21 protein-coding genes and 2 other RNA genes are annotated in these 22,826 nt (G+C 59.0%); 18 read left to right on the top strand and 5 right to left on the bottom strand.

The annotated features are described in order from the left end of the window. Positions 1-19 precede the first annotated feature (19 nt). From Aeroheme_RS11455 to Aeroheme_RS11430, 6 genes are all read left to right on the top strand, one after another. Entirely contained in the window at positions 20-781 is a 762-nt protein-coding gene (locus Aeroheme_RS11455; RefSeq protein WP_411165873.1) for an SDR family oxidoreductase, read from the top strand. Between the two features lie 387 nt (positions 782-1,168). Beyond that, complete coding sequence (gene arcD, locus Aeroheme_RS11450) at positions 1,169-2,605, top strand: arginine-ornithine antiporter (protein ID WP_042650365.1); 1,437 nt, start codon at positions 1,169-1,171, stop codon at positions 2,603-2,605. A gap of 92 nt (positions 2,606-2,697) precedes the next feature. Beyond that, positions 2,698-3,486 (top strand): sulfite exporter TauE/SafE family protein, encoded by a 789-nt coding sequence (locus tag Aeroheme_RS11445; protein ID WP_111912060.1) that lies wholly within the window; start codon positions 2,698-2,700, stop codon positions 3,484-3,486. A gap of 102 nt (positions 3,487-3,588) precedes the next feature. Continuing rightward, positions 3,589-3,685: signal recognition particle sRNA small type (gene ffs, locus Aeroheme_RS11440), an RNA gene on the top strand. A 97-nt stretch (positions 3,686-3,782) separates the two neighbouring features. Next, a complete protein-coding gene (locus tag Aeroheme_RS11435; RefSeq protein ID WP_411165872.1) occupies positions 3,783-4,973 on the top strand; it encodes a tyrosine-type recombinase/integrase in 1,191 nt (396 codons plus the stop codon). Between the two features lie 146 nt (positions 4,974-5,119). After that, positions 5,120-5,827 carry a toll/interleukin-1 receptor domain-containing protein gene (locus Aeroheme_RS11430; RefSeq protein WP_411165871.1) on the top strand — a complete coding sequence of 236 codons (708 nt, stop codon included), beginning with the start codon at positions 5,120-5,122 and terminating at the stop codon, positions 5,825-5,827. A gap of 104 nt (positions 5,828-5,931) precedes the next feature. Here the strand turns inward: Aeroheme_RS11430 and Aeroheme_RS11425 are convergent, their stop codons facing one another. Both Aeroheme_RS11425 and Aeroheme_RS11420 read right to left on the bottom strand, forming a co-directional pair. Further along, positions 5,932-6,354: a tetratricopeptide repeat protein gene (locus Aeroheme_RS11425; protein ID WP_411165870.1), complete on the bottom strand. Its 423-nt coding sequence runs from the start codon at positions 6,352-6,354 to the stop codon at positions 5,932-5,934. A 21-nt stretch (positions 6,355-6,375) separates the two neighbouring features. Continuing rightward, a protein-coding gene (locus tag Aeroheme_RS11420) for an IS3 family transposase (RefSeq protein WP_234678337.1) occupies positions 6,376-7,526 on the bottom strand; the annotation gives its coding sequence in 2 pieces (ribosomal slippage) (positions 6,376-7,289 and positions 7,289-7,526; 1,152 coding nt in all). 200 nt (positions 7,527-7,726) lie between these two features. On the opposite strand from Aeroheme_RS11420, the gene Aeroheme_RS11415 reads away from it, so the two are divergent. Continuing rightward, positions 7,727-8,242 carry a hypothetical protein gene (locus Aeroheme_RS11415; protein ID WP_408864557.1) on the top strand — a complete coding sequence of 172 codons (516 nt, stop codon included), beginning with the start codon at positions 7,727-7,729 and terminating at the stop codon, positions 8,240-8,242. A 434-nt stretch (positions 8,243-8,676) separates the two neighbouring features. On the opposite strand, the gene Aeroheme_RS11410 is transcribed toward Aeroheme_RS11415, so the two are convergent. Continuing rightward, on the bottom strand, positions 8,677-8,946 hold the full coding sequence (locus Aeroheme_RS11410) for a hypothetical protein (protein ID WP_408864556.1): 270 nt from the start codon (positions 8,944-8,946) through the stop codon (positions 8,677-8,679). A 326-nt stretch (positions 8,947-9,272) separates the two neighbouring features. On the opposite strand from Aeroheme_RS11410, the gene ffs (Aeroheme_RS11405) reads away from it, so the two are divergent. Next, positions 9,273-9,366, top strand: an RNA gene (gene ffs, locus Aeroheme_RS11405) — signal recognition particle sRNA small type. Positions 9,367-9,839: 473 nt separating this feature from the next. Here the strand turns inward: ffs (Aeroheme_RS11405) and Aeroheme_RS11400 are convergent. Beyond that, complete coding sequence (locus Aeroheme_RS11400; RefSeq protein ID WP_411165869.1) at positions 9,840-10,736, bottom strand: LysR family transcriptional regulator; 897 nt, start codon at positions 10,734-10,736, stop codon at positions 9,840-9,842. A gap of 247 nt (positions 10,737-10,983) precedes the next feature. Here Aeroheme_RS11400 and Aeroheme_RS11395 point away from each other — a divergent pair, with 247 nt between their 5' ends. After that, positions 10,984-11,637 (top strand): NAD(P)H-dependent oxidoreductase, encoded by a 654-nt coding sequence (locus tag Aeroheme_RS11395; RefSeq protein ID WP_392416972.1) that lies wholly within the window; start codon positions 10,984-10,986, stop codon positions 11,635-11,637. A gap of 401 nt (positions 11,638-12,038) precedes the next feature. On the opposite strand, the gene Aeroheme_RS11390 is transcribed toward Aeroheme_RS11395, so the two are convergent. Then, positions 12,039-12,995 carry a LysR family transcriptional regulator gene (locus tag Aeroheme_RS11390; RefSeq protein ID WP_408751569.1) on the bottom strand — a complete coding sequence of 319 codons (957 nt, stop codon included), beginning with the start codon at positions 12,993-12,995 and terminating at the stop codon, positions 12,039-12,041. Positions 12,996-13,144: 149 nt separating this feature from the next. Between Aeroheme_RS11390 and Aeroheme_RS11385 the strand changes: the two genes are divergently transcribed. The 9 genes from Aeroheme_RS11385 (at position 13,145) to Aeroheme_RS11345 (ending at position 22,792) form a co-directional block, all read left to right on the top strand. Beyond that, positions 13,145-14,293 carry an iron-containing alcohol dehydrogenase gene (locus tag Aeroheme_RS11385; RefSeq protein WP_411165868.1) on the top strand — a complete coding sequence of 383 codons (1,149 nt, stop codon included), beginning with the start codon at positions 13,145-13,147 and terminating at the stop codon, positions 14,291-14,293. Between the two features lie 104 nt (positions 14,294-14,397). Continuing rightward, entirely contained in the window at positions 14,398-15,381 is a 984-nt protein-coding gene (locus tag Aeroheme_RS11380) for an aldo/keto reductase (RefSeq protein WP_411165867.1), read from the top strand. 103 nt (positions 15,382-15,484) lie between these two features. After that, complete coding sequence (locus Aeroheme_RS11375; protein WP_411165866.1) at positions 15,485-16,513, top strand: MBL fold metallo-hydrolase; 1,029 nt, start codon at positions 15,485-15,487, stop codon at positions 16,511-16,513. A 27-nt stretch (positions 16,514-16,540) separates the two neighbouring features. Next, positions 16,541-17,029 carry a cupin domain-containing protein gene (locus Aeroheme_RS11370; protein ID WP_411165865.1) on the top strand — a complete coding sequence of 163 codons (489 nt, stop codon included), beginning with the start codon at positions 16,541-16,543 and terminating at the stop codon, positions 17,027-17,029. 2 nt (positions 17,030-17,031) lie between these two features. Next, positions 17,032-18,312, top strand: coding sequence for a Bcr/CflA family multidrug efflux MFS transporter (locus tag Aeroheme_RS11365; protein WP_411165864.1), 1,281 nt, complete (start codon positions 17,032-17,034; stop codon positions 18,310-18,312). Positions 18,313-18,478: 166 nt separating this feature from the next. After that, positions 18,479-19,318, top strand: a complete 840-nt coding sequence (locus Aeroheme_RS11360; protein WP_411165863.1) for an SDR family oxidoreductase — start codon at positions 18,479-18,481, stop codon at positions 19,316-19,318. A 184-nt stretch (positions 19,319-19,502) separates the two neighbouring features. Beyond that, positions 19,503-20,354: an aldo/keto reductase gene (locus Aeroheme_RS11355; RefSeq protein ID WP_411165862.1), complete on the top strand. Its 852-nt coding sequence runs from the start codon at positions 19,503-19,505 to the stop codon at positions 20,352-20,354. Positions 20,355-20,541: 187 nt separating this feature from the next. Beyond that, positions 20,542-21,327, top strand: coding sequence for a MetQ/NlpA family ABC transporter substrate-binding protein (locus Aeroheme_RS11350; RefSeq protein ID WP_163155066.1), 786 nt, complete (start codon positions 20,542-20,544; stop codon positions 21,325-21,327). A gap of 151 nt (positions 21,328-21,478) precedes the next feature. Then, complete coding sequence (locus tag Aeroheme_RS11345) at positions 21,479-22,792, top strand: NAD(P)/FAD-dependent oxidoreductase (protein WP_411165861.1); 1,314 nt, start codon at positions 21,479-21,481, stop codon at positions 22,790-22,792. Positions 22,793-22,826 lie beyond the last annotated feature (34 nt).

The raw sequence follows: 22,826 nt of genomic DNA, 5'->3' as shown, positions 1-22,826 counted from the left end.
CATCTCATCAGGAGCATTCATGGACATTCATAACAGAGTCATTGCCATTACCGGGGCCGGGCGTGGGCTCGGCCGCGCCATCGCCCTGCGTCTGGCCAGTCAGGGGGCCATATTGGCCCTGGTCGACGTCAACCGCGCCGATCTGGAGGTGACCGAGGCCGAGGTGCGCAGCCGGGATGGTCGCTGCACCCTGTTCGTCTGCAACGTGGCGGACGAGCCCGAGGTGGAGGCGACCTTTGCCGCCATGGAGGAGCAGCTCGGTGCCTTGCATGGCCTGGTCAACTGCGCCGGCATATTGCGGGACGGCATGCTCATCAAAGTCAAAGAGGGGGCGCTGGTGGAGAAGATGAGCCTGGCCCAGTGGCAGGCAGTCATCGACGTCAACCTCACCGGCACCTTCCTCTGCGGCCGCGAGGGGGCGGCCTTGATGGCGAAAGGGGGGCAGGGGGGCGTCATCATCAACATCTCCTCCATCGCTCGCGCCGGCAATATAGGCCAGAGCAACTATGCCGCCAGCAAGGCGGGGGTCGCCTCCCTGGTGGTGACCTGGGGGCGGGAGCTGGCCCGCCACGGCATCCGGGTGATGGGCATAGCCCCCGGTGTCTTTGCCACCGACATGACGGCGGCCATGAAGCCGGAGGCCATGGCCCGGATGCAGCAGGCCATTCCGGTCGGCGCCCTGGGGCAGGGGGAGCAACTGGCCCAGACGGTGCAATTCATCCTCGCCAACGACTACCTGTCCGGGCGTATCATAGACCTCGACGGCGGTCTGCGACTCTAACCCCGGCGGCGATCCGCCCATGCCCCTTGCCACTGGCACAGGGGCATTTTTATGGCCGTTTAAACCCAAAGACCTGCCTGACGTCCAGGGCTGCCCGCTGCATGGGCATGCAGGGCTTCTTCGAAAAACAGGGCTGACATCATGGAAAAACGTGAAAGATCAACGGGTCTTTCTGAATTTGAACCAGCTCACAGGCCGGGTGAGTGAGTGCTGTAGAATTGCGCGCGGTCAAGGCGGTGCATGATTGGCACTGCGAAGGATTGCGGTCGGAATAGTCATGCAATATAGTTGCCGCCTTTTTCACGGGGTACGGATTTATCGCCCCTCCCATGTCGCGCGCTGTATGAATACGGATGCTCAGCCGCCGCTTAATAAAACAGGTTTGAGATGGACAAGAAACTAGGGCTCGGCGCCCTCATTTCGCTGGTGATCGGCTCCATGGTCGGTGCCGGGGTCTTCAGTCTGCCACAAAACATCGCAGCGCACGCCAGCGCCGGGGCCGTCGCCCTGGGGTGGGCCATCACCGGGATAGGCATGATCTGCCTCGCCCTGGTCTACCAGAACCTCTCCATGCGTCGCCCGGATCTCGATGGGGGCATCTTCAGTTACGCCAAGGCCGGTTTCGGTGATTTCGTCGGTTTCAACGCCGCCTGGGGCTACTGGCTCTGCCAACTGCTGGCCAACGTCTCCTACGCCATAGTGGTGTTCAGCGCCCTGAGCTACTTCTTCGACACGCCGGACAACGTCATCTTCGGCGACGGCAACACCCCGGTCGCCATCACGCTCGCCTCCCTCCTCATCTGGTCGGTGCACGCCCTGGTGCTGCGCGGCATCCAGGTGGCGGCCCTGGTGAACATAGTCACCACCATCGCCAAGATGGTGCCCCTCATCGTCTTCTGCGTCGCCGTCCTGCTCGCCTTCAACATGGAGACCTTCACCCTGGACATCTGGGGGCAGGGCAACACCGAGCTGGGTTCCGTGATGGATCAGGTCAAGTCCACCATGAAGGTGACGCTCTGGGTCTTCATCGGCATAGAGGGGGCCGTGGTGGTCTCCGCCCGTGCCCGTCATCGCAAGGACGTGGGCCGTGCCACCGTACTGGCGCTGCTCGGCGCCCTGGCGCTCTACGTCATGGTGACCCTGTTCTCCCTCGGCGTCATGAACCAGCCGCAGCTGGCGGCCCTCAAGAATCCCTCCACCGCCATGATACTGGAAGCTGTGGTCGGCCCCTGGGGCGCCTGGCTCATCAACATCGGCCTGGTGATCTCGGTGATGGGGGCCCTGCTGAGCTGGACTGTGCTGGCGGCAGAAGTACCCTATATAGCGGGCAAGACAGGGGTCTTCCCGGCCTGGTTTGCCAAGGAGAACAAGAACGGCTCGCCCCAGGTGTCGCTCTGGTGCTCCACCTGTCTGGTGCAGGCCTTCCTCATCATCATCTACTTCCAGAGCAGCACCTATCTGGCGCTGGTCAACATCGCCACCTCGGCGGCCCTGGTGCCTTACGTCTTCTCCGGCGCCTATGGTCTCAAGCTGGCGCTGCAGGGCACCACCTACGAGCACCAGCCCCATCAGCGCAAGCGTGATCTGCTGCTGGCCCTGGTGGCCACCGTCTATGGCTGCTGGCTGGTCTATGCCGCCGGGGTGGAGTACCTGCTGCTGGTGGCGCTGCTCTACAGCCCCGGCATCTTCATCTACTGGAAGGCGCGCCAGCACCACGGCCTGCGCAGCCTCAACCGGCTGGAGCGCGGGATGACGGCGGCCCTGCTCGGTTGCGCCGTGCTGGCCTTCTACAAGGTGATGGACGGTACCATTCCCCTGCATTAATCGGCACAATAAAGAGATGGCATGACGCCATCTCTTTTTTTATGGGCAATGGCGGTCAACTTGACCGCCATTTAGCTATATAAGGAATTTTTATGCTGTTTGTGGGTTATCTGGTGTTGGGGGCCTTCGCGGGCATGCTGGCGGGACTGTTCGGGATCGGCGGCGGGCTCATCATAGTGCCTGTGCTGGTACTCAGCTTTCATGCCCAGGGGGTGGCCCCGGAGATCATTACCCACCTCGCGCTTGGTACCTCCCTGCCTACCATGATCTTCACCGGCTTCAGTTCCCTGCGGGCACACCAGGAGGCGGGGGCCGTCGACTGGGTGATGATCCGGCGCCTGGGGGCGGGCATGTTCATCGGCGCCTGGCTCGGTGGCCTGACCGCCAGCCAGCTCAGCGCCAGCACCCTCAACATCATCATCGGCTGCTTCGCCTGGACCATGGCCCTGCAGATGGGGCTGAACCTCAAGCCCAAGGCGGAACGCCAGATGCCTGGGCCGGTCGGCACCGGCATCGCGGGCACCGTCATCGGCTGGCTCTCGGCGCTGTTTGGCATAGGGGGTGGCTCCATGACGGTGCCTTACCTCAGCTGGAACTCGGTGCCCATGCGCAACGCCGTGGCGGCCTCCGCCGCCTGCAGCATGCCCATCGCCCTGGCGGGCAGCCTGAGCTACCTCTATGCCGGCTGGGGTCACGCCGATCTGCCAGAGTGGAGTGTCGGCTACATCTATCTGCCGGCCCTGCTTGGTATAGTGCTGACCAGCACCCAGTTTGCCCGCGTCGGCGCCAAGCTGGCCCATCGCCTCTCTCCCAAGCGGCTCAAGCAGGCGTTCGCCCTGCTGATGCTGGTGGTGGGGGCCAAATTCATGCTGTTTAGCTGATCCATTCGGCAGATTGTTGAAAAATAAGGCGAACGGTTCGCCTCCTGGCAGAAAGCCATTGCATTGGCAGGCCAGTTTGCCTATTCTCCTCGCCGGTGGTCCCATTGGTCCTCTCGCATTGATAACTCGTCAACCTGGTCAGGACCGGAAGGTAGCAGCCAAGGCGGGGGACTCGAGTGCCGGGATGTGGCTGGTGGGGCCACCACCTGTTTCTGAAAATCAATAAGTTACAGCTAATAGCCCCCTTCAGACCTCTTGGTAATCCACTTTGTGTGGATGGATCAGGAGTCTTCATAGTGAATCTCTGGCTCTCTCCGCAAGGTATCTGGTACTACCGCAAGGTGACAGTGCTCCCCTGTGGTCGCCGCAAAGACATCAAGAAATCTCTCCGTACTCGGGACAAGCTGGTCGCTCGTGAACAGGTGGCTAAGATGCTTGCCTGTGCGCGTTCTCGGGTAAAACCTGAGTCTGTCCAACCAGAACCCCAGCCAAACTCCCTGCCGGAGCCTCAGCGGCTATCGCAACAGACATCATCTGCGAGCAATCCAGCCCCTCAGTCAGCCCCTGTGGGATCCTCTGTCATTGCATCCCCTGTACTCTCAGAACTGAGTGACCGTTATCTGAAAGAGAAAGCCTTATCCTGGGCTCCCAAAGAACTCAGCAATCAGAAGAACTACATCGGTTACTTCATCAAGACGCTGGGGGATAGATCTCCCACCGCATACAGCAAGGCCGATGTGGTCAAGTTCAAGGACGAGTTACTGAACTCAGGCAAGAGTCCTACGACCATCAATAAGTATCTCCAAAAGCTATCTCTGCTGTTTGTCTGGCTGGGCAATCACCACGAGGGCATCGTGAATCACTTCGCTGGGCTCAAGTTGCAGCGGGTGAAAGAGGTCAATGCTCGAAGTGGATACACCGCAGAAGAGCGCCGCCAGTTCGTCGTGTGGGCAGGGCAGCAGCAGGTTTACCGCAAGTGGATAGCGTTACTCGGTATGTATACGGGAGCGAGAGCCAATGAGATCTGTCAGTTGTACGCTGACGATGTACAACAGGTGGATGGCGTATGGTGCTTGAACATTCGGGGCGGTCGTCCAGACCAGAAACTCAAAACGGCTAACAGTGCTCGCCTTGTGCCGATCCATTCATCGCTGATTGCGGCGGGCTTTATCGAGTTTGTGCTGGAGAGGGCAGGGGGACGGTTGTTTGCAGAACTACCCCATCGGCAAGATGGTTACAGCCACCTCTGGGGCCAGTGGTTCAGCCGTCATCGTCCTGTAGATAAAGACTTCCACAGCCTGCGGCATACCGTGGCAACAGCGTTAAAGGATCATGGTGTACCGCTACAGTACGCGGCAGCCATTCTAGGCCATACCAATGGTGCCATCAGTTATGACAGATACGGTGGCGGGGTAGCAGTGGAGAAGTTGCAAGCGGCTATTGAACTAGCTCTATGTACAATTTCACCAAGCACTATTAACTCCTGAATCAATTGAGGCGAAGCCCCATTTGGGTTATAACCGTGTTTTAGTACAAAAAATCAACGCAGACGGTTCTAGGCTACTGAAATTTAGTCAATTACTAGCATTGAAGCTAAAACAACGTAATCCGATTTGATAGGGAGAATTGCAACATGGCTAGATGCACAGCACCAGTACGTGGACATAGGTCAGCGGCCGCAGCCGCAGACTGCCCCGCATGCGGTGGTCGCTACGGTGGACACAGTAGCTACGGTGGCTACAGTGACTACAGTCCTTATTCCAGCTCGTCATCTTCCTCGTCGGGAAGTGGCGGTAGGTCCGGTAGCAGCGGGTCCAACAGCACAAAGCCGCGCTGGTCACGAGCCGGTTCGTCCGTGTCCTACACGTATGCCCAAGTGCAGTCACTCACGCCAATCCGACAAACTATTGAGACACGAGCTGCGGAGCAACCTGACCTTCGTGACGTCTTCCTGTGCCATGCGTGGGACGACCGGCTGGGTATAGCCAAAGAGCTACACGATTTACTCGAGGCGGTTGGTGTCAAAGTTTGGTTCAGCGAGAAGGACCTTGGCCTCGGAGTTCCTATGATGCGCGCCATCGACAAGGGCTTAGCAAATTCACGAATCGGACTTGTACTGGTGACCCCTGCGCTGCTGAATAGACTCCCCAGAGAGGGAGTTGCTGACAAAGAGCTTTCGGCACTCTTGGCGGGTAACCAGCTCGTTCCAATCGTGCATAACACAACGTATGAAGCTCTCCGCAATGTCAGCCCCTTGCTCGCTTCACGAAGCGGCTTGGACACTGGAGAAGATTCAATGTCAGTTGTCGCGGCAAAAATTGCTGAGCTGGTCGCTGTTTAGCTCGGCGGCCCACACAGGTTCTCAATTCAGATGCTGTTGTTCGTAAAAATGCGATCTAACCCTTTACTCAGTAAGAGACCCTTAGTTTGTATCGGCCGAAGTGGTCACTCCTTTGGCTGATACTTTTTAAAAAACTGAGCAGCCAGTGTCTGTGCGTCTACCAAAGCCGCTGGGGTCAACTTCTTGGCAGTACTGTCCCTGTCTTCTGCAGCAAGGGTTCCTAACACATCGCCATTGGCGGCAGAAACGGAAAACCATACATACGCCATTTCGAAATTCTGTGTAACCCCAGCGCCGTTATTGTACATCCTCCCGAGGTTCCACTGAGCCATCGAGTTCCCTTTCTCTGCTGCCTTGCGGAACCAAGCCACAGCCAGACGGTAATCCTGTGTGATCCCAGTGCCTCTATAGTACATCGCCGCGAGGCTGTTCTGAGCCTTCGCGAGCCCCTGCTCTGCTGACTTGCGGAACCACTCCACAGCCATTCTGTAATCCTGTGTGACCCCAGCACGCCCCCCTTCGTACATACTTGAATCGCCCCGGGTTTTCTAGACACTCTGTTGTTGAACATTGAACTGCCTTTCAAACTCTACCGGCGACAGCCCATCATTGGAACCATGGCGCCTGATGGGGTTGTAAAACATCTCGATATAATCAAACACATCGCTGCGGGCTTCGTCTCTTGTCGCGTAAATCCTGCGCTTGATCCGCTCCCGTTTGAGCAACTGAAAGAAGCTCTCGGCAACAGCGTTGTCGTGACAGTTGCCACGTCGGCTCATGCTGCAACTCAGGTTGTGGGCCTTCAGAAAGTCCTGCCATTCACCACCGGTAAACTGGCTGCCCTGATCCGAATGCACCAGTACCGGCTGCTTTGGCTTGCGCCGCCAGACGGCCATCAATAACGCATCAACCGCCAAGTCTGCCGTCATGCGTGGCTTCATTGCCCAGCCGACGATCTGGCGAGAAAACAGATCGAGCACCACCGCCAGATACAGCCACCCTTCTTGAGTGCGGATGTAGGTAATGTCGGTCACCCAGGAGATGTTGGGGGCTGGGACCTTAAACTGGCGTGCCAGCGTGTTCGGAGCAGCCTGCGGGCTCTTGCCTCCATAATGCCCCTTACGGCGTTGATAGCCCGTTTGCGAACGCAGTCCTTCCCGTCTCATTAATTTGGCCACACGGTGCTTGCCGCAGGCTTCCCCCAAGTCACGAAGGTCGCGATGGATCTTGCGATAACCGTATACAGCGCCACTTTCCAGCCAGGATTGCTTGACCAGCCCCGTTAGTCGTTCGTCCTCCTGCTGTCGTGGCGATGTAGGCTGTTTCAGCCACGCGTAGAAGCCACTTCGGTGAACCCCCAGGGTCTGGCACAGGGTAACGACACTGTACCGGTCGAGTCGGGAGGTTATGAACGCGTACCTTTCCTTGACTCGCTGGCAAAGTACGCGGCGGCCTCCTTTAGGATATTGCGCTCCTCGGTGACTTGGCGCAGTTCGGTTTTCAGACGGCGGATCTCGGCTTGCAAGGCAGACTCTTCTATCTGCTGGTCAGCAGGCTTACCGTACTGCTTGAGCCATGCATACAGGCTGTGGCTGGATACCCCGATGGCACGAGCAACGTCAGCCACCGGCCGCCCACGCTCGGTGATTTGTTTAACGGCTTCGATTTTGAATGTTTCTGGATAACGCTGACGGGTCATAACACCTCCAATAGTTGCCTCATTTTAAGGCTGTGAGGTGTCTAGGGAACTGGGGGCGATTCACCTTTCCCTTACCCACCCTGTTTTGGACAGCCTGCCAGCTTGTCCTCGTGATCCTTCCCTTGTAAAATCGCCTCCAATTAAACCCTGACCAATGGAGAACTGCCATGAGATAAACCTACCGAACCAGAGAAAACCGAATGATTGAACTGACTAATTCCATTGCTGCCCCTAAGCGTGGTCGTCCTGTATTTACCCACGATAATCGCTTTGTCCGCCAATGGCTTTACCGCTATAGCAGTACGCCCATGTTGGAAGATGAGTTGCTGATACCCTTTAAAGTCCCGTCCATCTACGAATTGCCAAGCTGGTGCCATGATGTGATTGTCGGAGCTGCAAGGTTGAACAACTCCGAGAAGTACACCGGCAAACCCTTAAATACAACACTCATCATCAAGCTCCTCATGGCTTTCCCCACGCTGACCAATGCCAATGTGAAGGCGTACCTTGAGCCTCGAATGGCGGGCTCTGTCAGCAAGCAATACGTGAGTCAGCTAACCAATGCGGCGATCAGTGCAAGTAAGTCAATCGACTACTACCTCGACAAGCTAGAACTCGGGGAACAGATAGGAAGGGGGTCAACTGGAAATAGTCTGACATTATTTAGTAATCCGTCAGATCTTTCCTCGGTCTGGTCGGAGTGTCAGGCAGCATAGGGTTGATTTGAGGGTAGTCTGACGTTATTTACAGGGACAGTCTGATCCCATCAGTCTTGGTATCTTGGTCTGGGATGATTATCAAAAAAGCATTGTCTACCAGACCTTCTACCAGACCTTCTATCAGACCTGACATCGCTTGCTCCTTGGAATGAATGCCGGTTCTGACTAGAGATGATTACCAATAAAGACCATTCCAATAATCCTATCTATAAGATACCTATCAGCGCTCTCAAACTTGGTGATCACCATACTCTGGGGATCTCCACATCCCTGTTGGAATAGAGGATGGTCGAATGATGACTAGATCTGTACAAACTGGGGAAATACCAAGTCGGCCTGAGCTGGAACGAATTTTTCTGACTACTTATTGAACAGTGCTTGTTTGGAGTGCTGATGTCTCCAAGAGTGCTGATGTCTCCAAGAATGGTAAGTTATTCACAGTAACTACTGACATCAGCAACACTAGATTCGTAATCAGAATGTGCACTTTGCGCATTACTCATCTCATACGAACAGTCATCTTCAAGATCCAAATTTGTTGCGCATGAATGTAATGAGTTCGCCGCTGTTGCAAGAACGTCTGCCGCGCTCTCAGCCTCTTCTCTTGCTTGAACGCACTCTTCTGAATCTTCAGACGCGACAGCAACAGGCAATCCAAACACGACAAGAAGGGCAAATAAGCTAGCACTTAGAATACGCATAGAAGTCTCCGATTCACTTTGGAATTTATTATGCTGAAAGCTCTCTCATAGTTACTTGATCCTCTTCACAACATCCTTCAGACGAATGGATTTCCAGTGGGCTTTTTATTACTAGTTTCTCTACATCTGCGGAGCTGTTTTACGTTGGTTTACTACGTCTATTCTTCATTGGCTTGAAGCATTGGGGGAGGGTAGTTATCATTGGCTCCTCAATTGCCCTTATAGCTACTCCACTTCATGTGGATTACCTTGGTCGGGTTGGTTGTTAAATTTTGACTTTAGAAATCATGTTGATGGCAACCACGCCATCCCTAAGTGCCTGATTTATTTGGGCTCGCATTGATAACTCGTCAACCTGGTCAGGACCGGAAGGTAGCAGCCAAGGCGGGGGACTCGAGTGCCGGGATGTGGCTGGTGGGGCCACCACCTGTTTCTGCAATTCAATAAGTTACCTTCCAATTCCCCTTCAGACCTCTTGGTAATCCACTTTGTGTGGATGACTTATCGCATCTGCAATGCGTTTCTGGCTCAGTTCCCGATACATCAGTCCCTAAGACATTTGCGACTCTCGGAAGATCGGCACGCCTGCTGTCGTTGCCGACGGACATCCATAAACCGCTCGGCACACGGGATAGGCTGGCAGCTCATAACAAACTCGCCCAGTTATTTGTCTGTGCGCGTGCTCGCGTAAAACCCAGCAATCATCTCTGCCATGGCTCCAGCCTTCGTCCCCGATGATGGGAGCGTTTGGATTGTTGTGAGCAAGCGGCCGATCCTCTCTGGTATCTGCCGGTTCGGTGACATGTGTATCCCGGCCCAAGCGACTATGCAGGAGCAACAAGGGCGAACGAGCGCTGTTGAGCACCTTCAGCAACAGCTGAAAGCAGGCTTGCTCAGATGACAGCCCGCCGCGCGTACTCGATGAATGCCTTCAACTTGGACGGTTGATCATGCCGGCTGGGGTAGTACAGAGAGAAGCCTGGAAAGGTCGGCGAGAACGGTGCAAGGACTCGCGTCAGACGCTTTGCCTTGATGTGTGGCAGGGCCAGCTGCTCAAAGGTGTAGGCGATCCCGACGCCTTCCAGTGCCGCCTCCGTACTGAACAGGGTGTCCGTAATGGTCAGGTTGCCCTTGACCTCGTACTCGACGATTTCCTCATTCACCTTGAACTCCCATTTGTGGATCGCGCCTGTTCCGGCGAAGCGGAAGCGGATGCAGTTGTGCTGCACGAGGTCGTCCGGATGGCTGGGCGCGGGGAAGCTCGCGAGATAATCAGGGGAGGCGACGATGGCGACTGTGATGGGGCCGCCAAGGGGAAGGGCGACCATATCCTTGTGCAGATCTTCTCCCATGCGAATGCCCGCATCGAAACCCCGCTCGACGATGTCGACGAAGCCTTCGTCATTCGTCAGTTCAAGTTTCACGTTCGGATGCTCACGAAGGAAACCTGCCAACAGCGGTTGCAACACCATTGAGGTCGAAATGCGTGCGGCATTGATGCGTAATGTGCCGGTGGGCCCACCTTGCAGGACGTTCAGCTCTTCACCCGCCATAATGACCTGACCGAGTGCCGGGCCGATGCGGGCAAGATAGTCCTCCCCAGCCTCCGTCAGACTCACGCTGCGGGTCGTGCGATTGAGCAGGCGTACGCCGAGACGCGCTTCCAGCTGCCTGATCGCCTGGCTCAGCGCCGAAGGCGATACCTCCAGTTCGGCAGACGCGGCAGTGAAGCCGCGATGCTCCGCGACTTTCCAAAAGGCCATCAGGCCGTCGAGCTGATTGAGTTTCATATCTTGAAGCATAACTTCATATGGTGTGCAGGATTAAGCTATTTTTCTGCGCTAATGCGGCGCCTATAGTTGCCTTCACCGTGAAGGAGGCACCCATGAAAACCAATCCGCAAGATTGCCATGCCCTCGGGCCTCTTTCCCTCAGGTGTCGTGACGCCCTGCTCAGCGTGATGGACCCCACGACGCCGAAACCAACAGGCAAGTGAGAAGGCTCATCAGACCATTGATTGTTGAGGAAAAGAAGACGATGAAAAACGTATTGATCATCAACGCACATCAGTTTTTTGAAGGCATCTCCGGCGGCAAACTGAACAGCACCCTGGCAGGCGTCATCAAGCAAGAGATGGCAGCGCGCGGCTATGCGGTGAAGGAGACATACATAGAGCAGGGCTACGACGTTCAGGGCGAGGTCGACAAGCATCTGTGGGCAGACATCATCATCCTGCAATCGCCGGTCTTCTGGTTCGGCATGCCGTGGATCTACAAGAAGTATGTCGATGAGGTATTTACCGCGGGCATGTTCCAGCAGCGTTTTCTGTCGGGTGATGGCAGGACGCGCGAGGATCCGCGCAAGCAATATGGCTCTGGCGGCAAGATGCATGGCAAGCAGTACATGCTGTCGCTGACCTGGAATGCACCGAGGGCGGCATTTGGCGATGCTGGGCAGATGTTGTTCGAGGGCAAAACGGTGGATGACGTCTTCGTCAGCAACACGGCCAACTACAGGTTCTGTGGCGTAGAGGTGTTGCCCTCCTTCTCGTGCTTCGATGTGATGAAGCAGCCGGATGTTGCAGGCGCTATTGAAGAATTGCGTGGCCATCTGGATGCCATCTTTGATCCCGTGGCGAGCTCCCTGCCTCAGGTGGAGAGCAAGATGGACGAGGCACTCACATCCCCTTGACGACGTCGGACGCTGGTCGGCAACGAGGTGACGGTGACCGCTCAGTCGCTGGGCGTTCACCTTCTGCCTTGGCCTGTGATGTGCGATGAGCTGTCGCCACCAGTGACCACCATACTGGCCAACCCGCCAACCCGCCAACCCGCCAACCGTCTGCCACCCGGCGCATGCGTCAAGGATCTCGAAGGGTCAAAAGGCGTCTCTTGGCCGACTACGAGGTTGTCATTGGCGTCGAAGTAAAGCCCGGGTTAGTCAACCAGACTCCTTTGGCTGATGCTGGAAACATCCTGGGGCACCCTTGCGTCACCATAAGCCCGCCTCTCTCTCGTGGAGGACTCTTCGTCAGTCAGCCGTCGCCTAGTACTCCTGTCTCTGTGACAGCGCGATCACCTGCTTATCGCTCCTTATCCGGGCATTGCATCCCCGACTCCCCGAGCATGGGCAAGGCGCAGCTCCTCGGCGCCGAGGACGAACTCCGGGCTGTCGGTGAGGCGCTCGACTGCCAGATCGATGAAGCGGCGTACCCGGGCGGGCTGGGCCGCGCGGCTGCCGTAGTAGAGAAACAGGCTGTACATATCTGTCATGTGGTCGAGCAGCAGGGGAACCAGGCGACCCGCGCGAATGTGCGCCGCCGCCGTCGGTCCGGCGATTTGGCCTATCACTTCACCCGCCAGCACGGCGCCCAGCTCCACCGTCTCGTCATTGGTGGAGATCGCCGGGCGAACGAGATGATCCTGCACGCTCTCACCAAGCTTTACATGCCAGGGAATAAGGTGGCCGGTGCCGGCATGACGAAACACGCTGCAGCGGTGCACGCCCAGATCGTGCAGCGTTTGCGGCACCCCATGTTTGCGCAGATAGGTGGGAGAGGCGCAGATGATGAGCTGCAAGGGAAACAGGCGGCGTGCGATCAGCCCATCCTGTGGCGAGAGGCCGATCCGCAAACCCACATCGACGCGCTCCTCCACCCAGTTGCCGATGCGGTCATCGAGCTGCACATCCGGCTGAACCTCGGGATAGAGCCGGCAGTATTCGTCCAGCACTGGGCCGATAATCATCTGCGCGACCGAGCGTGGCCCCACGATCCGCAGTGGGCCGGCGAATGCTTCTCGGGTCTGCCTCGCGGCCGACAGCGCCTGTTGCAGGCCGAGCAGGGCGGGTTGGGCGGCTTCCAGAAAACGCTGGCCCTCTTCGGTCAACGACATACTGCGGGTGGTGCGATGAAACAGCCGCACCCCGAGATAGGTCTCCAGTTGCCTCAGTGCCTTGCTGGCGGCCTGAGGGGAGATCTGCTGGGCCTCGGCGGCCTTGCTGAGGCTACCCAGTTCCACCGTGCGCACGAAGGTGGTGATGGATCTCAATTCGCTGATCATGGTCTTTCTCGTCGATTTACATCATTTAGTTGTAACTGATTCATCCATTTGCCGTCTAGTTCGATGTTTGTTGCCCATTTATAGTTCAGCTCATCGACAAGCCTCCCGGCATGAACCTAGACAGAGAGACGAGCAAGATGGACAATTTCAGCTTTTACAATCCGACCCGGATCGAGTTCGGCACCGGCAAGGAGCGCCTCATCGGCGAGATCCTGGCCCAGCACGGCATCAAGAAGGTGCTGCTGGCCTATGGCAGCGAGCGGATCAAGGGTGATGGCCTCTTCGCCACCGTGAGCGCCAGTCTGAACGAGCAGGGGATCCCGTTCGTGGCGTGCGGCGGCATCGTCAGCAACCCGCTCATCTCCAAGGTACGTGATGCCATCGCAGTGGCGCGGGAGCAGGGGGTCGACGCCATCCTGAGCGTCGGCGGCGGCTCCGTGCTCGACAGCGCCAAGGCCATTGCCGCAGGGGCCTTATATCAAGGGGATGTCTGGGATCTGTTCGTCGGCAAGGGGCAGATAGAGGCGGCGCTGCCAGTGTTTGCCATCCTGACTCTGGCTGCCACCGGCAGTGAGATGAACAGCGGCGCCGTGGTGACCAACGATGACACCAAAGAGAAGTTTGCCATCAACTCGGTGCACACCTTCCCGAAAGTCTCCATCGTCAATCCGGCGCTGATGCAGACGGTCTCTCGCGACTATCTGGTCTATTCGGCGGCGGACATCATAGCCCACTCCATCGAGGGCTACTTCACCGCCAAGGTGCAGCCGACAATTCAGTCCCGCCTGGTGGAGTCCGTCATCGCCACCGTGCTGGAGACCACTGAGCAGTTGCTGGCGGATCCCGCCGACTACAACGCCCGCGCCGAGTTCGCCTGGGCTGCGACCCTGGCATTGAATGGTCTGACCTATGCGGGTACTTCGGGTTTTGGTTACCCCAACCACATGATCGAACACGCGCTCTCCGCCCTGTTCAATGTGCCCCATGGCGCCGGCCTGTCTGTGGTGATGCCCGCCTGGATGAAGTGGTTCCATGGTCAGAATCCGGCTCAGTTCGAACGCTTTGCTCAGCAGCTGTTTGGCTTGAACACCGCCGAAGAAGGCATTGCCGCCCTTGAAAAATGGTTCGACAAGATAGGCACGCCGACCCGCCTCTCCCAGCTCGGCATCACGGAGGCGGACCTGCCTGCCATCCTGGAGAACCTCAAGGGCAACGCCCGCTGGTTTGGCCTGGCCGAAACCTACACCCAGGACGTGCTGGCCACCATCCTTCGCAATGCCATGTGAGTGGCGGTGCCTCCCGGTCCTGTGTCAGGACTGAACCGCGCGTCGCCAGCCATCACACCATGGCGCTCTCCAAGGAGAGCGCCTTCCAGGAAAAGGGATCCATCATGCAAACACGTACTTTGGGTAACAGCGGGCTGGAAGTGTCGGCCATCGGTCTGGGCTGCATGGGGCTGAGCTTTGGCTATGGCCCGGCCACGGACAAGGGGCAGGCCATCACCCTGATCCGCCGCGCCCATGAACTGGGGGTGACCTTCTTCGATACCGCCGAGGCTTATGGCCCAGGCGATAACGAGCTGCTGCTGGGTGAGGCACTGACCCCGTTCAGGGACAAGGTGGTGATCGCCACCAAGTTCGGTTTCAAGCACGGCAAGACATCGGAGGGGCTGGACAGCCGCCCGGCCACCATCCGCGCCGTGGCGGAGGCGTCGCTGCGCCGCCTCAACACCGATGTGATCGATCTCTTCTACCAGCACCGGGTCGATCCCGATGTCCCCATGGAAGAGGTGGCTGGCACAGTGCGAGACCTTATCCAAGAGGGCAAGGTGCGCCACTTCGGTCTGTCCGAGGCCGGCGTCGACTCCATTCGTCGCGCCCATGTCGTGCAGCCGGTGGCGGCGCTGCAGAGCGAATACTCCCTCTGGTGGCGCGAACCGGAGCAGGCCATCCTGCCGTTGCTGGAGGAGTTGGGTATCGGATTCGTCCCTTTCAGCCCCCTTGGCAAGGGCTTCCTGACCGGGACCATCAAAGCCGATACCCGATTCGATGACTCGGATTTTCGCAACATAGTTCCACGTTTTGCCGAGGCGGCGCGTCAGGCCAACCAGCATCTGGTCGAGGTATTGAGCGACCTTGCGGCCAGCAAGGGGGTGACGTCTGCCCAGATTGCGATCGCCTGGCTACTGGCACAAAAGCCCTGGATTGCCCCCATTCCCGGCACCACCAAGCTGCATCGGCTCGAGGAGAACCTGGGCGCAGCTCGGGTGGCACTGAGCGCCACCGATCTGGGAGACATCCAGCGTGCCCTGGTCGGGATCAAGGTGGAGGGGGATCGCTATCCGTCACACCTGCAGCACAACGTGGGTCGCTAAGGCCGGATCGTCAACAGGAGTCTCATGAATGCAGAACCCCTCTGTACTCTCTCGCGCCGTCCCCAGGGGCCGGCGCTCTGTCTGGTTGCTAACAGGAGCCGTGATGGCAGGCATCTTTTCCTATGTATTGAAACCGGGCCTGCCCGCGCACCCTGACTCTTCCCAGTATCAGGCGGGTCAATTCAGCAATGTCGTAGCATTGCCGCAGCGCAGCACCTGGGAAGGGGTACGGCTCTGGTGGGATTTTCTGTTCGCCAAGCCTGATGGCACTGTGCCGGATCGCGCTATCCCGGTGCAGGCCATGAGCCGTGAAGGGCTGATAGCCGCCCCGGACAACAGTGTGTGGCGCCTCGGCCACTCCAGTCTGCTGTTCAAGTTGCAGGGCAAGTTCTGGCTGACGGACCCCGTGTTCAGCGAGCGCGCCTCGCCGGTGCAATGGTTTGGCCCCAAGCGCTGGCACGCACCGCCTATCACCCTGGATGCGCTGCCCCCCATAGAGGCGGTGATCCTCTCCCATGATCACTACGACCACCTCGACCATGACGCCATCCTGGCGCTGCAGGAGAAGGTCAGCCACTTCATCACGCCGCTCGGCGTGGGGGCGCGCCTGGTTGCCTGGGGTGTCCCACAGAACAAGGTCAGGGAGCTGGATTGGTGGCAGAAGGCCCGGGTCGGCGGCATTGAGTTCATCGCCACCCCGGCCCAGCACTTCTCCGGCCGTGGCCTTGGCGATGGCAATCAGACCCTGTGGGCCTCCTGGGTCATTCGCGGGGAGGACGCCACTCTCTTCTTCAGCGGTGACAGCGGTTACTTCGACGGCTTCAAGGATATTGGCAGACGCTACGGCCCGTTCGACATGACCTTCCTCGAGGCCGGGGCCTACGACAAGCGCTGGGAGTACGTGCACATGTTGCCGGCGCAGACGGCGCAGGCGTTTCACGATCTGCGCGGGCAGTGGCTCTATCCAGTGCACAACGGCACCTTCGATCTGGCCATGCACCAGTGGGATGACCCGCTCGAGCAGATAGTCCGTCTGGCCGCCGAGCAGCAGATCCCATTGACCACCCCGATGATGGGCGAGCCCCTGAACGTGCTGGCCCCCCACGAGGGCAGCGCCTGGTGGCGCGATTGACACATTTTTAAAACGCAGGAGTCGACAATGAACCCAATATCCGCCACCACGCTCGCCGCCACCATGGCGCTCGGCCAGGCCGAGGCAAAGGAGCAGACGATACAGGTATTTTCCCCGGGGCAGGTGCCTGCAACCCAGGGGGCCAGCGAGTTCTTCGTCGGGGATGTCTATGTGGATCAGCGCTATCAGGGCACGGCGCCCGCCGCTATCTCTGGCGGCCTGGTCAGCTTCACGCCGGGGGCGCGCACCGCCTGGCATACTCATCCCCTGGGCCAGACCCTCTACGTGGTCAGTGGGGTGGGGCGGGTGCAGATGGCGGGAGGTCCTATCCGGGAAATCCGGCCAGGGGACCTGGTCTGGATCCCGGCCGGGGTGAAGCATTGGCACGGTGCTGCGCCAGATACCCCCATGACCCACCTGGCGCTGGCAGAACAGCAGGATGGCAAGGTGGTGACCTGGCTTGAGCAGGTGAGCGAGCGTGATTATCGCGCCGCCGTTGCCGTGGGGCGGGATTGAGCATGCGGGGGAATAACAGTCAGCCCGCTGCCGGACCGGCACACCCAGGTAGCCTGCCCGAACGCGCTCATGCCCAGGAGCTCAGGATCCTGATCATCCTGAGCGCCTTGATGTCGTTTGCCTCCATTTCCACCGACATGTACCTGCCGGCGTTGCCGCAGCTGGTCCATGACTTGAACACCGACATGACCCAGATCGAGCTGACCATCTCGACCTTTCTGATCGGTTTCAGCCTGGGGCAGCTGTTCTGGGGGCCGGCGAGCGATCGCTATGGCCGGCGCTTGCCCATCATGATCGGTATCGGACTCTTCATCCTGGGCTCGGTGGGCTGTGCCCTGGCCGAGACCGCCCCTCAGATGCTGGTGTGGCGCGTCATTCAGGCCCTGGGGGCCTGCGCCGGTCCCGTGCTGGCTCGGGCCATGGTCCGTGATCTCTATGCCAGGGAGCGGGCGGCCCAGATGCTGTCGACCCTGATCCTGATGATGGCGGTCGCGCCTCTGCTCGGGCCGTTGCTCGGGGGACAACTGCTGCTGTACTGGTCCTGGCGAGGGATCTTCTGGGTGCTGGCCATCATCGGGGGCGTGGCCCTTATCGCCATGCGCTACCTGCCCGAAACCCTGGCACCGGCGCGCCGAAGCCAGGCGTCTCTGGCCGTGACAATGAAAGACTACGCCGCCCTGGCGATGGACAGACGGTTGCTGCGCTATGCCCTGGCCGGCGGCTTTTACTACGGCGGTTGCTATGCCTTTATCGCCGGAACCCCGTTTGCTTACGTCGATTACTACCAGGTGTCGGCGCAGGCCTATGGCCTGCTCTTTGGCGCCAATATCGTTGGGTTGATGGTGCTGAATTTCGTCAACACGCGCCTGGTGGCGAAATGGGGGCCCGAGCGCCTGTTTCGCTACGGTGCCTGGGCTGCTGCCGCCTCCGCTCTCTGGCTGGCACTCGATGCCTGGTGGGGACTGGGTGGGGTCGCCGGGTTGGCCGTGCCCATCTTCTGCTACATGTCGGTCAGTGGCTTCATCGTCGCCAACTCGGTGGCCAGCGCCTTGGCGCTCTTCCCGAAGCAGGCGGGCGCGGCCTCCTCTCTGGTTGGCGCCATGCACTACGGCAGCGGGGTGTTCAGCGCTGCCCTGCTCGGCTGGTGCACCGATGGCACCCCCTGGACCATGGGCTGGATAGTGGCGGCAGGGGGAGTGGGCTGCCTCGTTTTTGCACTGTGGCGAAGCACCGAGCCCGAGGCGTCTTGCGAGCCGATGTCGCAACCCGAGCCGGTGCGATGAGAGCGCGATGCCTTCACGTCAATAACAGCAGGACCGGGTGCAAGTGGGGGCAGCATCAGATGATGCCCCGGGAGGTGGCGGGTACAGTCCAAGGCCTGGCACCGACGCTTTATAAATGAGAGTGAACCTTACCCCACCAAGGGGGATGAATGAGAGAGGCAATATCATGGCTAAAAAAGAAGTGGTTGTGCTGGTTGGGGCCGGGTCCATTGGGCAAGCCATTGCAAGGCGGGTAGGGGCAGGCAAGCATGTGGTGCTGGCGGACATCAGCCAGATAAATGCAGAGACAGCGGCAAAGACCCTGGAAGAGGCCGGTTTTGATACCAGCGTGCTGGTCGTGGACTTGTCGTCACGGGAGTCGATCATCAAGCTGGTGCAACACGCCCAGGGTCATGGCACCGTCATGAATCTGATTAATGCGGCCGGCGTTTCCCCTTCCCAAGCCTCCGTTGAAACCATCCTCAAGGTTGACCTGTATGGCACGGCGGTCTTGCTGGAAGAGTTCGGCAAGATCATCGGCGAAGGGGGATCAGGGATTGTCATTTCGTCCCAATCGGGGCACAGGCTCGGCAACATTCCCCCCGAGGAGAGCGAGCAACTTGCCATGACATCCACGGAGGAGCTACTGGCACTCCCGTTGATACAAGGCATCGACGATACCCTGAAAGCCTACCAATACTCCAAGCGCTGCAATGTGTTGCGGGTCATGTATGAGGCGACGGCCTGGGGCAAGCGTGGTGCCACCGTCAACTCGATCAGTCCAGGTATCATCATCACGCCGCTGGCCAACGAAGAACTGAAAGGGCCCCGTGGCGAGGGGTACCGGACCATGCTGGGCCTGTGTCCCGCAGGCCGTGCGGGCACTCCTGACGAGGTCGGGGATCTGGGGGAGTTCTTGATGAGTCACAAAGGACGCTTCATGACGGGGACCGACTTCCTGATCGATGGCGGCACCACCGCCAGCTACTGGTTCGGCGAACTCCAGTATTTGAAGACAACACACTAGGTTGACCGGGATGAGAGTTCCCCCCGTGATCAAACACTCCCTGAATAGATGATCTGGCGGCCAGGCGGCTCGAACCTTTCATCACCAAGGTGAAAGACATCGTCGCCTTCGTGCCTGGCAGCGGATCTGTCTCCCCTGGGATCCCTTTGTCGCGCCAGTCACACCACAGCGAAAGGAACATGAGATGAACACAGTCAGACTCAACAACGGTATCGAGATGCCCCTGCTGGGCTTTGGAGTCTTCCAGATGACGGAGGCGGCAGAGTGCGAGCGTGCCGTCATCGAGGCCATAGACACCGGCTATCGGCTGATCGATACCGCCGCCTCCTATCAGAATGAGACCCAGGTCGGGAACGGGATCAGGCAGAGCGGCATCGGGCGCCGCGAGCTCTTTGTCACCACCAAGCTCTGGTTGCAAGACGCCAGCTACGAGGGAGCCAAGGCGCAGTTCGAGCGCTCCTTGAATCGCCTGCAGCTCGATTATGTGGATCTCTATCTCATCCATCAGCCCTACGGGGATGTCCACGGCGCCTGGCGGGCGATGGAGGAGTTGCAGCAAGCCGGCAAGATCCGGGCAATCGGCGTCAGCAACTTCCAGCCGGATCGGCTGGCGGATCTCATGGCGTTCAACAAGGTGGTGCCTGCCGTCAACCAGATAGAGGTGAACCCCTTCAATCAGCAGTTGCATGCCGCCCCCTGGATGCAGAGTCGACAGATACAGCCACAGGCGTGGGCCCCCTTCGCAGAGGGCCGAAATGGTCTGTTCCAGCATCCGGTGTTGGCCGCCATCGGCGCGAAGCGGGGGAAGAGCGTGGGACAAGTGGTGTTGCGCTGGATCTTCCAGCGCGGCATAGCGTCGCTGGCCAAGTCGGTGCGCAAGGAGAGGATGAAGGAGAACCTCGATATCCTCGACTTCGAGCTCAGTCCGGATGAGATGGTGCAGATAGCCGCGCTGGATACGGCAACCAGCGCCTTCTTCTCTCACCGCGACCCCGCCAAGGTAGAGTGGCTGACCCAGCGCAAGCTTGACGTCTGACAAGGGCACAAGCGGCGCGCAATATGGCGGATATAAAACGCTTGAGAATAGCCGTTAACATCGGACTTTTTCATTCGCCCCGGCGTTCGTCAATTTTGGTATATCCAAGGGATATCTTGTGCTTTGTGCTCCTTGCGTCGACCCAGTAATCTCGGGGGCGTCATCATTTATTGCCAAGGAAACAGCCATGTTGAAAACCATATTTAAATTGACGCCGTTGGTTGCCGCCATCATTGCAGGATATGCCAATGCCGGGGAAAGCATACGGCTGGGTATCATGAGCGGAGAGGATGAAGATGTGTGGGCCGTTGCGTCGGCACAGGCCAAAAAACAGGGGCTGGATATCGAGCTTATCAAGTTCAATGACTATATCTTGCCCAACGAGGCACTGGAAAATGGCGAAATAGATGCCAACGCATTCCAGCACAAGCCTTACCTGGACAATCAGGTGAAGAGCCGCGGTTATCATATAGTGCCGGTCGGCAATACGGCGGTGTGGCCCATCGGCCTGTACTCGAAGAAATTCAATGCGGTCAGCGCCTTGCCAGAAGGGGCCATCATAGGGGTGCCCAACGATCCCAGCAATGAGGGGCGTGCGCTGCGGGTGCTGGCGTCGGCCGGCGTCATCAAGCTGCGTCCCGGCTCGGGCATATTGGCGACCACCACTGATATTATCGACAACCCCAAGAAATTGCAGATCAGGGAGCTGGATACCGGCATCATAGGGCGCTCAGTGGAGGATCTGGATGCCGCCGTGGTCAATACAGACTGGGCATTGAAATCCGGCTTGAGCCAGCAGCAACGTATTTATTCCGAGACGGCCAAAGAGAATCCTTACAATAATTTCATCGCGGTAAAAAGCGGCAATGAAAGCGCACCCTGGGTGAAAACACTGGTGGCATCCTATCAGAATGAGGCCGTCAAGGCGGCGCTGGACAAATACTATAAAGGGACGGCTATTCCCGCGTGGTAATGAATGGCCGGTGATCCATCACTAATGATTTATTGGTTATCGATGCTGCCTTCTATCGGGGCCGCCTTCTCGGAGTGCGGCCATTTTGCAAGACGACCCGGGCAGATGACAGACGTCGCCCTTGCAGACACAGACATGAGCAGGATGCACCATGAGGTTCCGTTATTTTCCCCGCAGTGAAGAAGCCAATGGCTGGGCCGCCATCTTGCCCGAGCGGCTTCCCAGCGCGCCTTTGCAGGGGGTGGTCCAGGGGGACTGGGTGGTGGTGGGGGCGGGTTATGCCGGGCTGGCCTTTGCCCATGCGCTGGCCGAGCATCAGCCACAGGCCCGCATAGTGCTGCTGGAGGCGGGTGTGGTGGGGGACAACGCCGCCGGGCGCAACTCGGGGTTCGCCATCGACTTGCCCCACAATATCGGCAGTGGCACCGCCGAGCTGGCCAAGGCCTGCCACTACCGGCAGTTGCTGAAAGGGGGGCTGGCCCAGCTGGCGCACTGGGTCAGCCGCTATCGCATCGATTGCGGCTGGCAACAGAGCGGCAAATACCACTGCGCCGTCAAGGCCGGATCCGCCGGCTTGCTCAAGCAATACGCCCGCGAGCTGGAGTTGCTCGGCGAAAGCTATGAGTATCTGGAGGGGGCGGCACTCTCGGCCCGCCTTGGCACCGGCTTCTACCACTCCGCGATCTATACCCCTCATACGGTGTTGCTCAATCCGGCCGCCCTGGTGCGGGGATTGGCCGACAAGCTGCCGGACAATGTGACCCTGTATGAACGCAGCCCGGCATTGCGGGTGGACAACACGGGCAGCGTTCGCATCACCACGCCCCATGGCGAGGTGGTGGCGGGCAAGGCCATGTTTGCCATCAATGGCGGTGCGGGTCAGCTGACCCCCTTTGCCGGCAAGCTCGCCTCCCTGGCGACTCATGCCACCCTGACCGAGCCGCTGACGCCCGAGCAGCGGGCCAGGCTGGGGGACATTGCCCCCTGGGGACTGACCCCGGTCAACGCCATCGTCGGCGCCACCTTTCGCTACACCCGGGATCACCGCATTCTGATCCGCCAGCATGTCGCTCATGCGCCGACGCTGCACAGCGATGTTGGGGCCAGGGAAGCCATAGTGCGGCGTCACCGCCAGCTGTTTTTGTCCCGCTTTCCTGCGCTGCAGGATCTGCCATTCGCCCACAGCTGGTCCGGGCTTATCAGCGTGAGTCGCAACGGGGCGCCGTTGTGGGGCCAGTTCGGAGCAGATCTCTACGCTGCACTGGGATGCAACGGGGCCGGGATCAGCAAGCAGACCATGGCGGGCAAGGCGCTGGCCGATCTGGTGTGCGGGGTGGAGAGCCCCTGGGGCGAGCAGATGCGCGCCCTGGGCACGGCAAACTATCTCCCGCCACGGCCCTTGTTGGATCTGGGGGTGCAGGGCTATCTCTGGAAAGAGCGGCTGCTGGGAGCGGGCGAATACTAGCGCCTGGCCACCATAAAGGCGTGTTATCGCGGGG

Origin of the sequence: Aeromonas sp. DSM 116730, from assembly GCF_046581335.1 — a bacterium.
Lineage (GTDB): Bacteria > Pseudomonadota > Gammaproteobacteria > Enterobacterales > Aeromonadaceae > Aeromonas > Aeromonas rivipollensis.
Note: the sequence above shows the minus strand (reverse complement) of the source record. Positions and strands in the feature narration are given on the sequence as shown.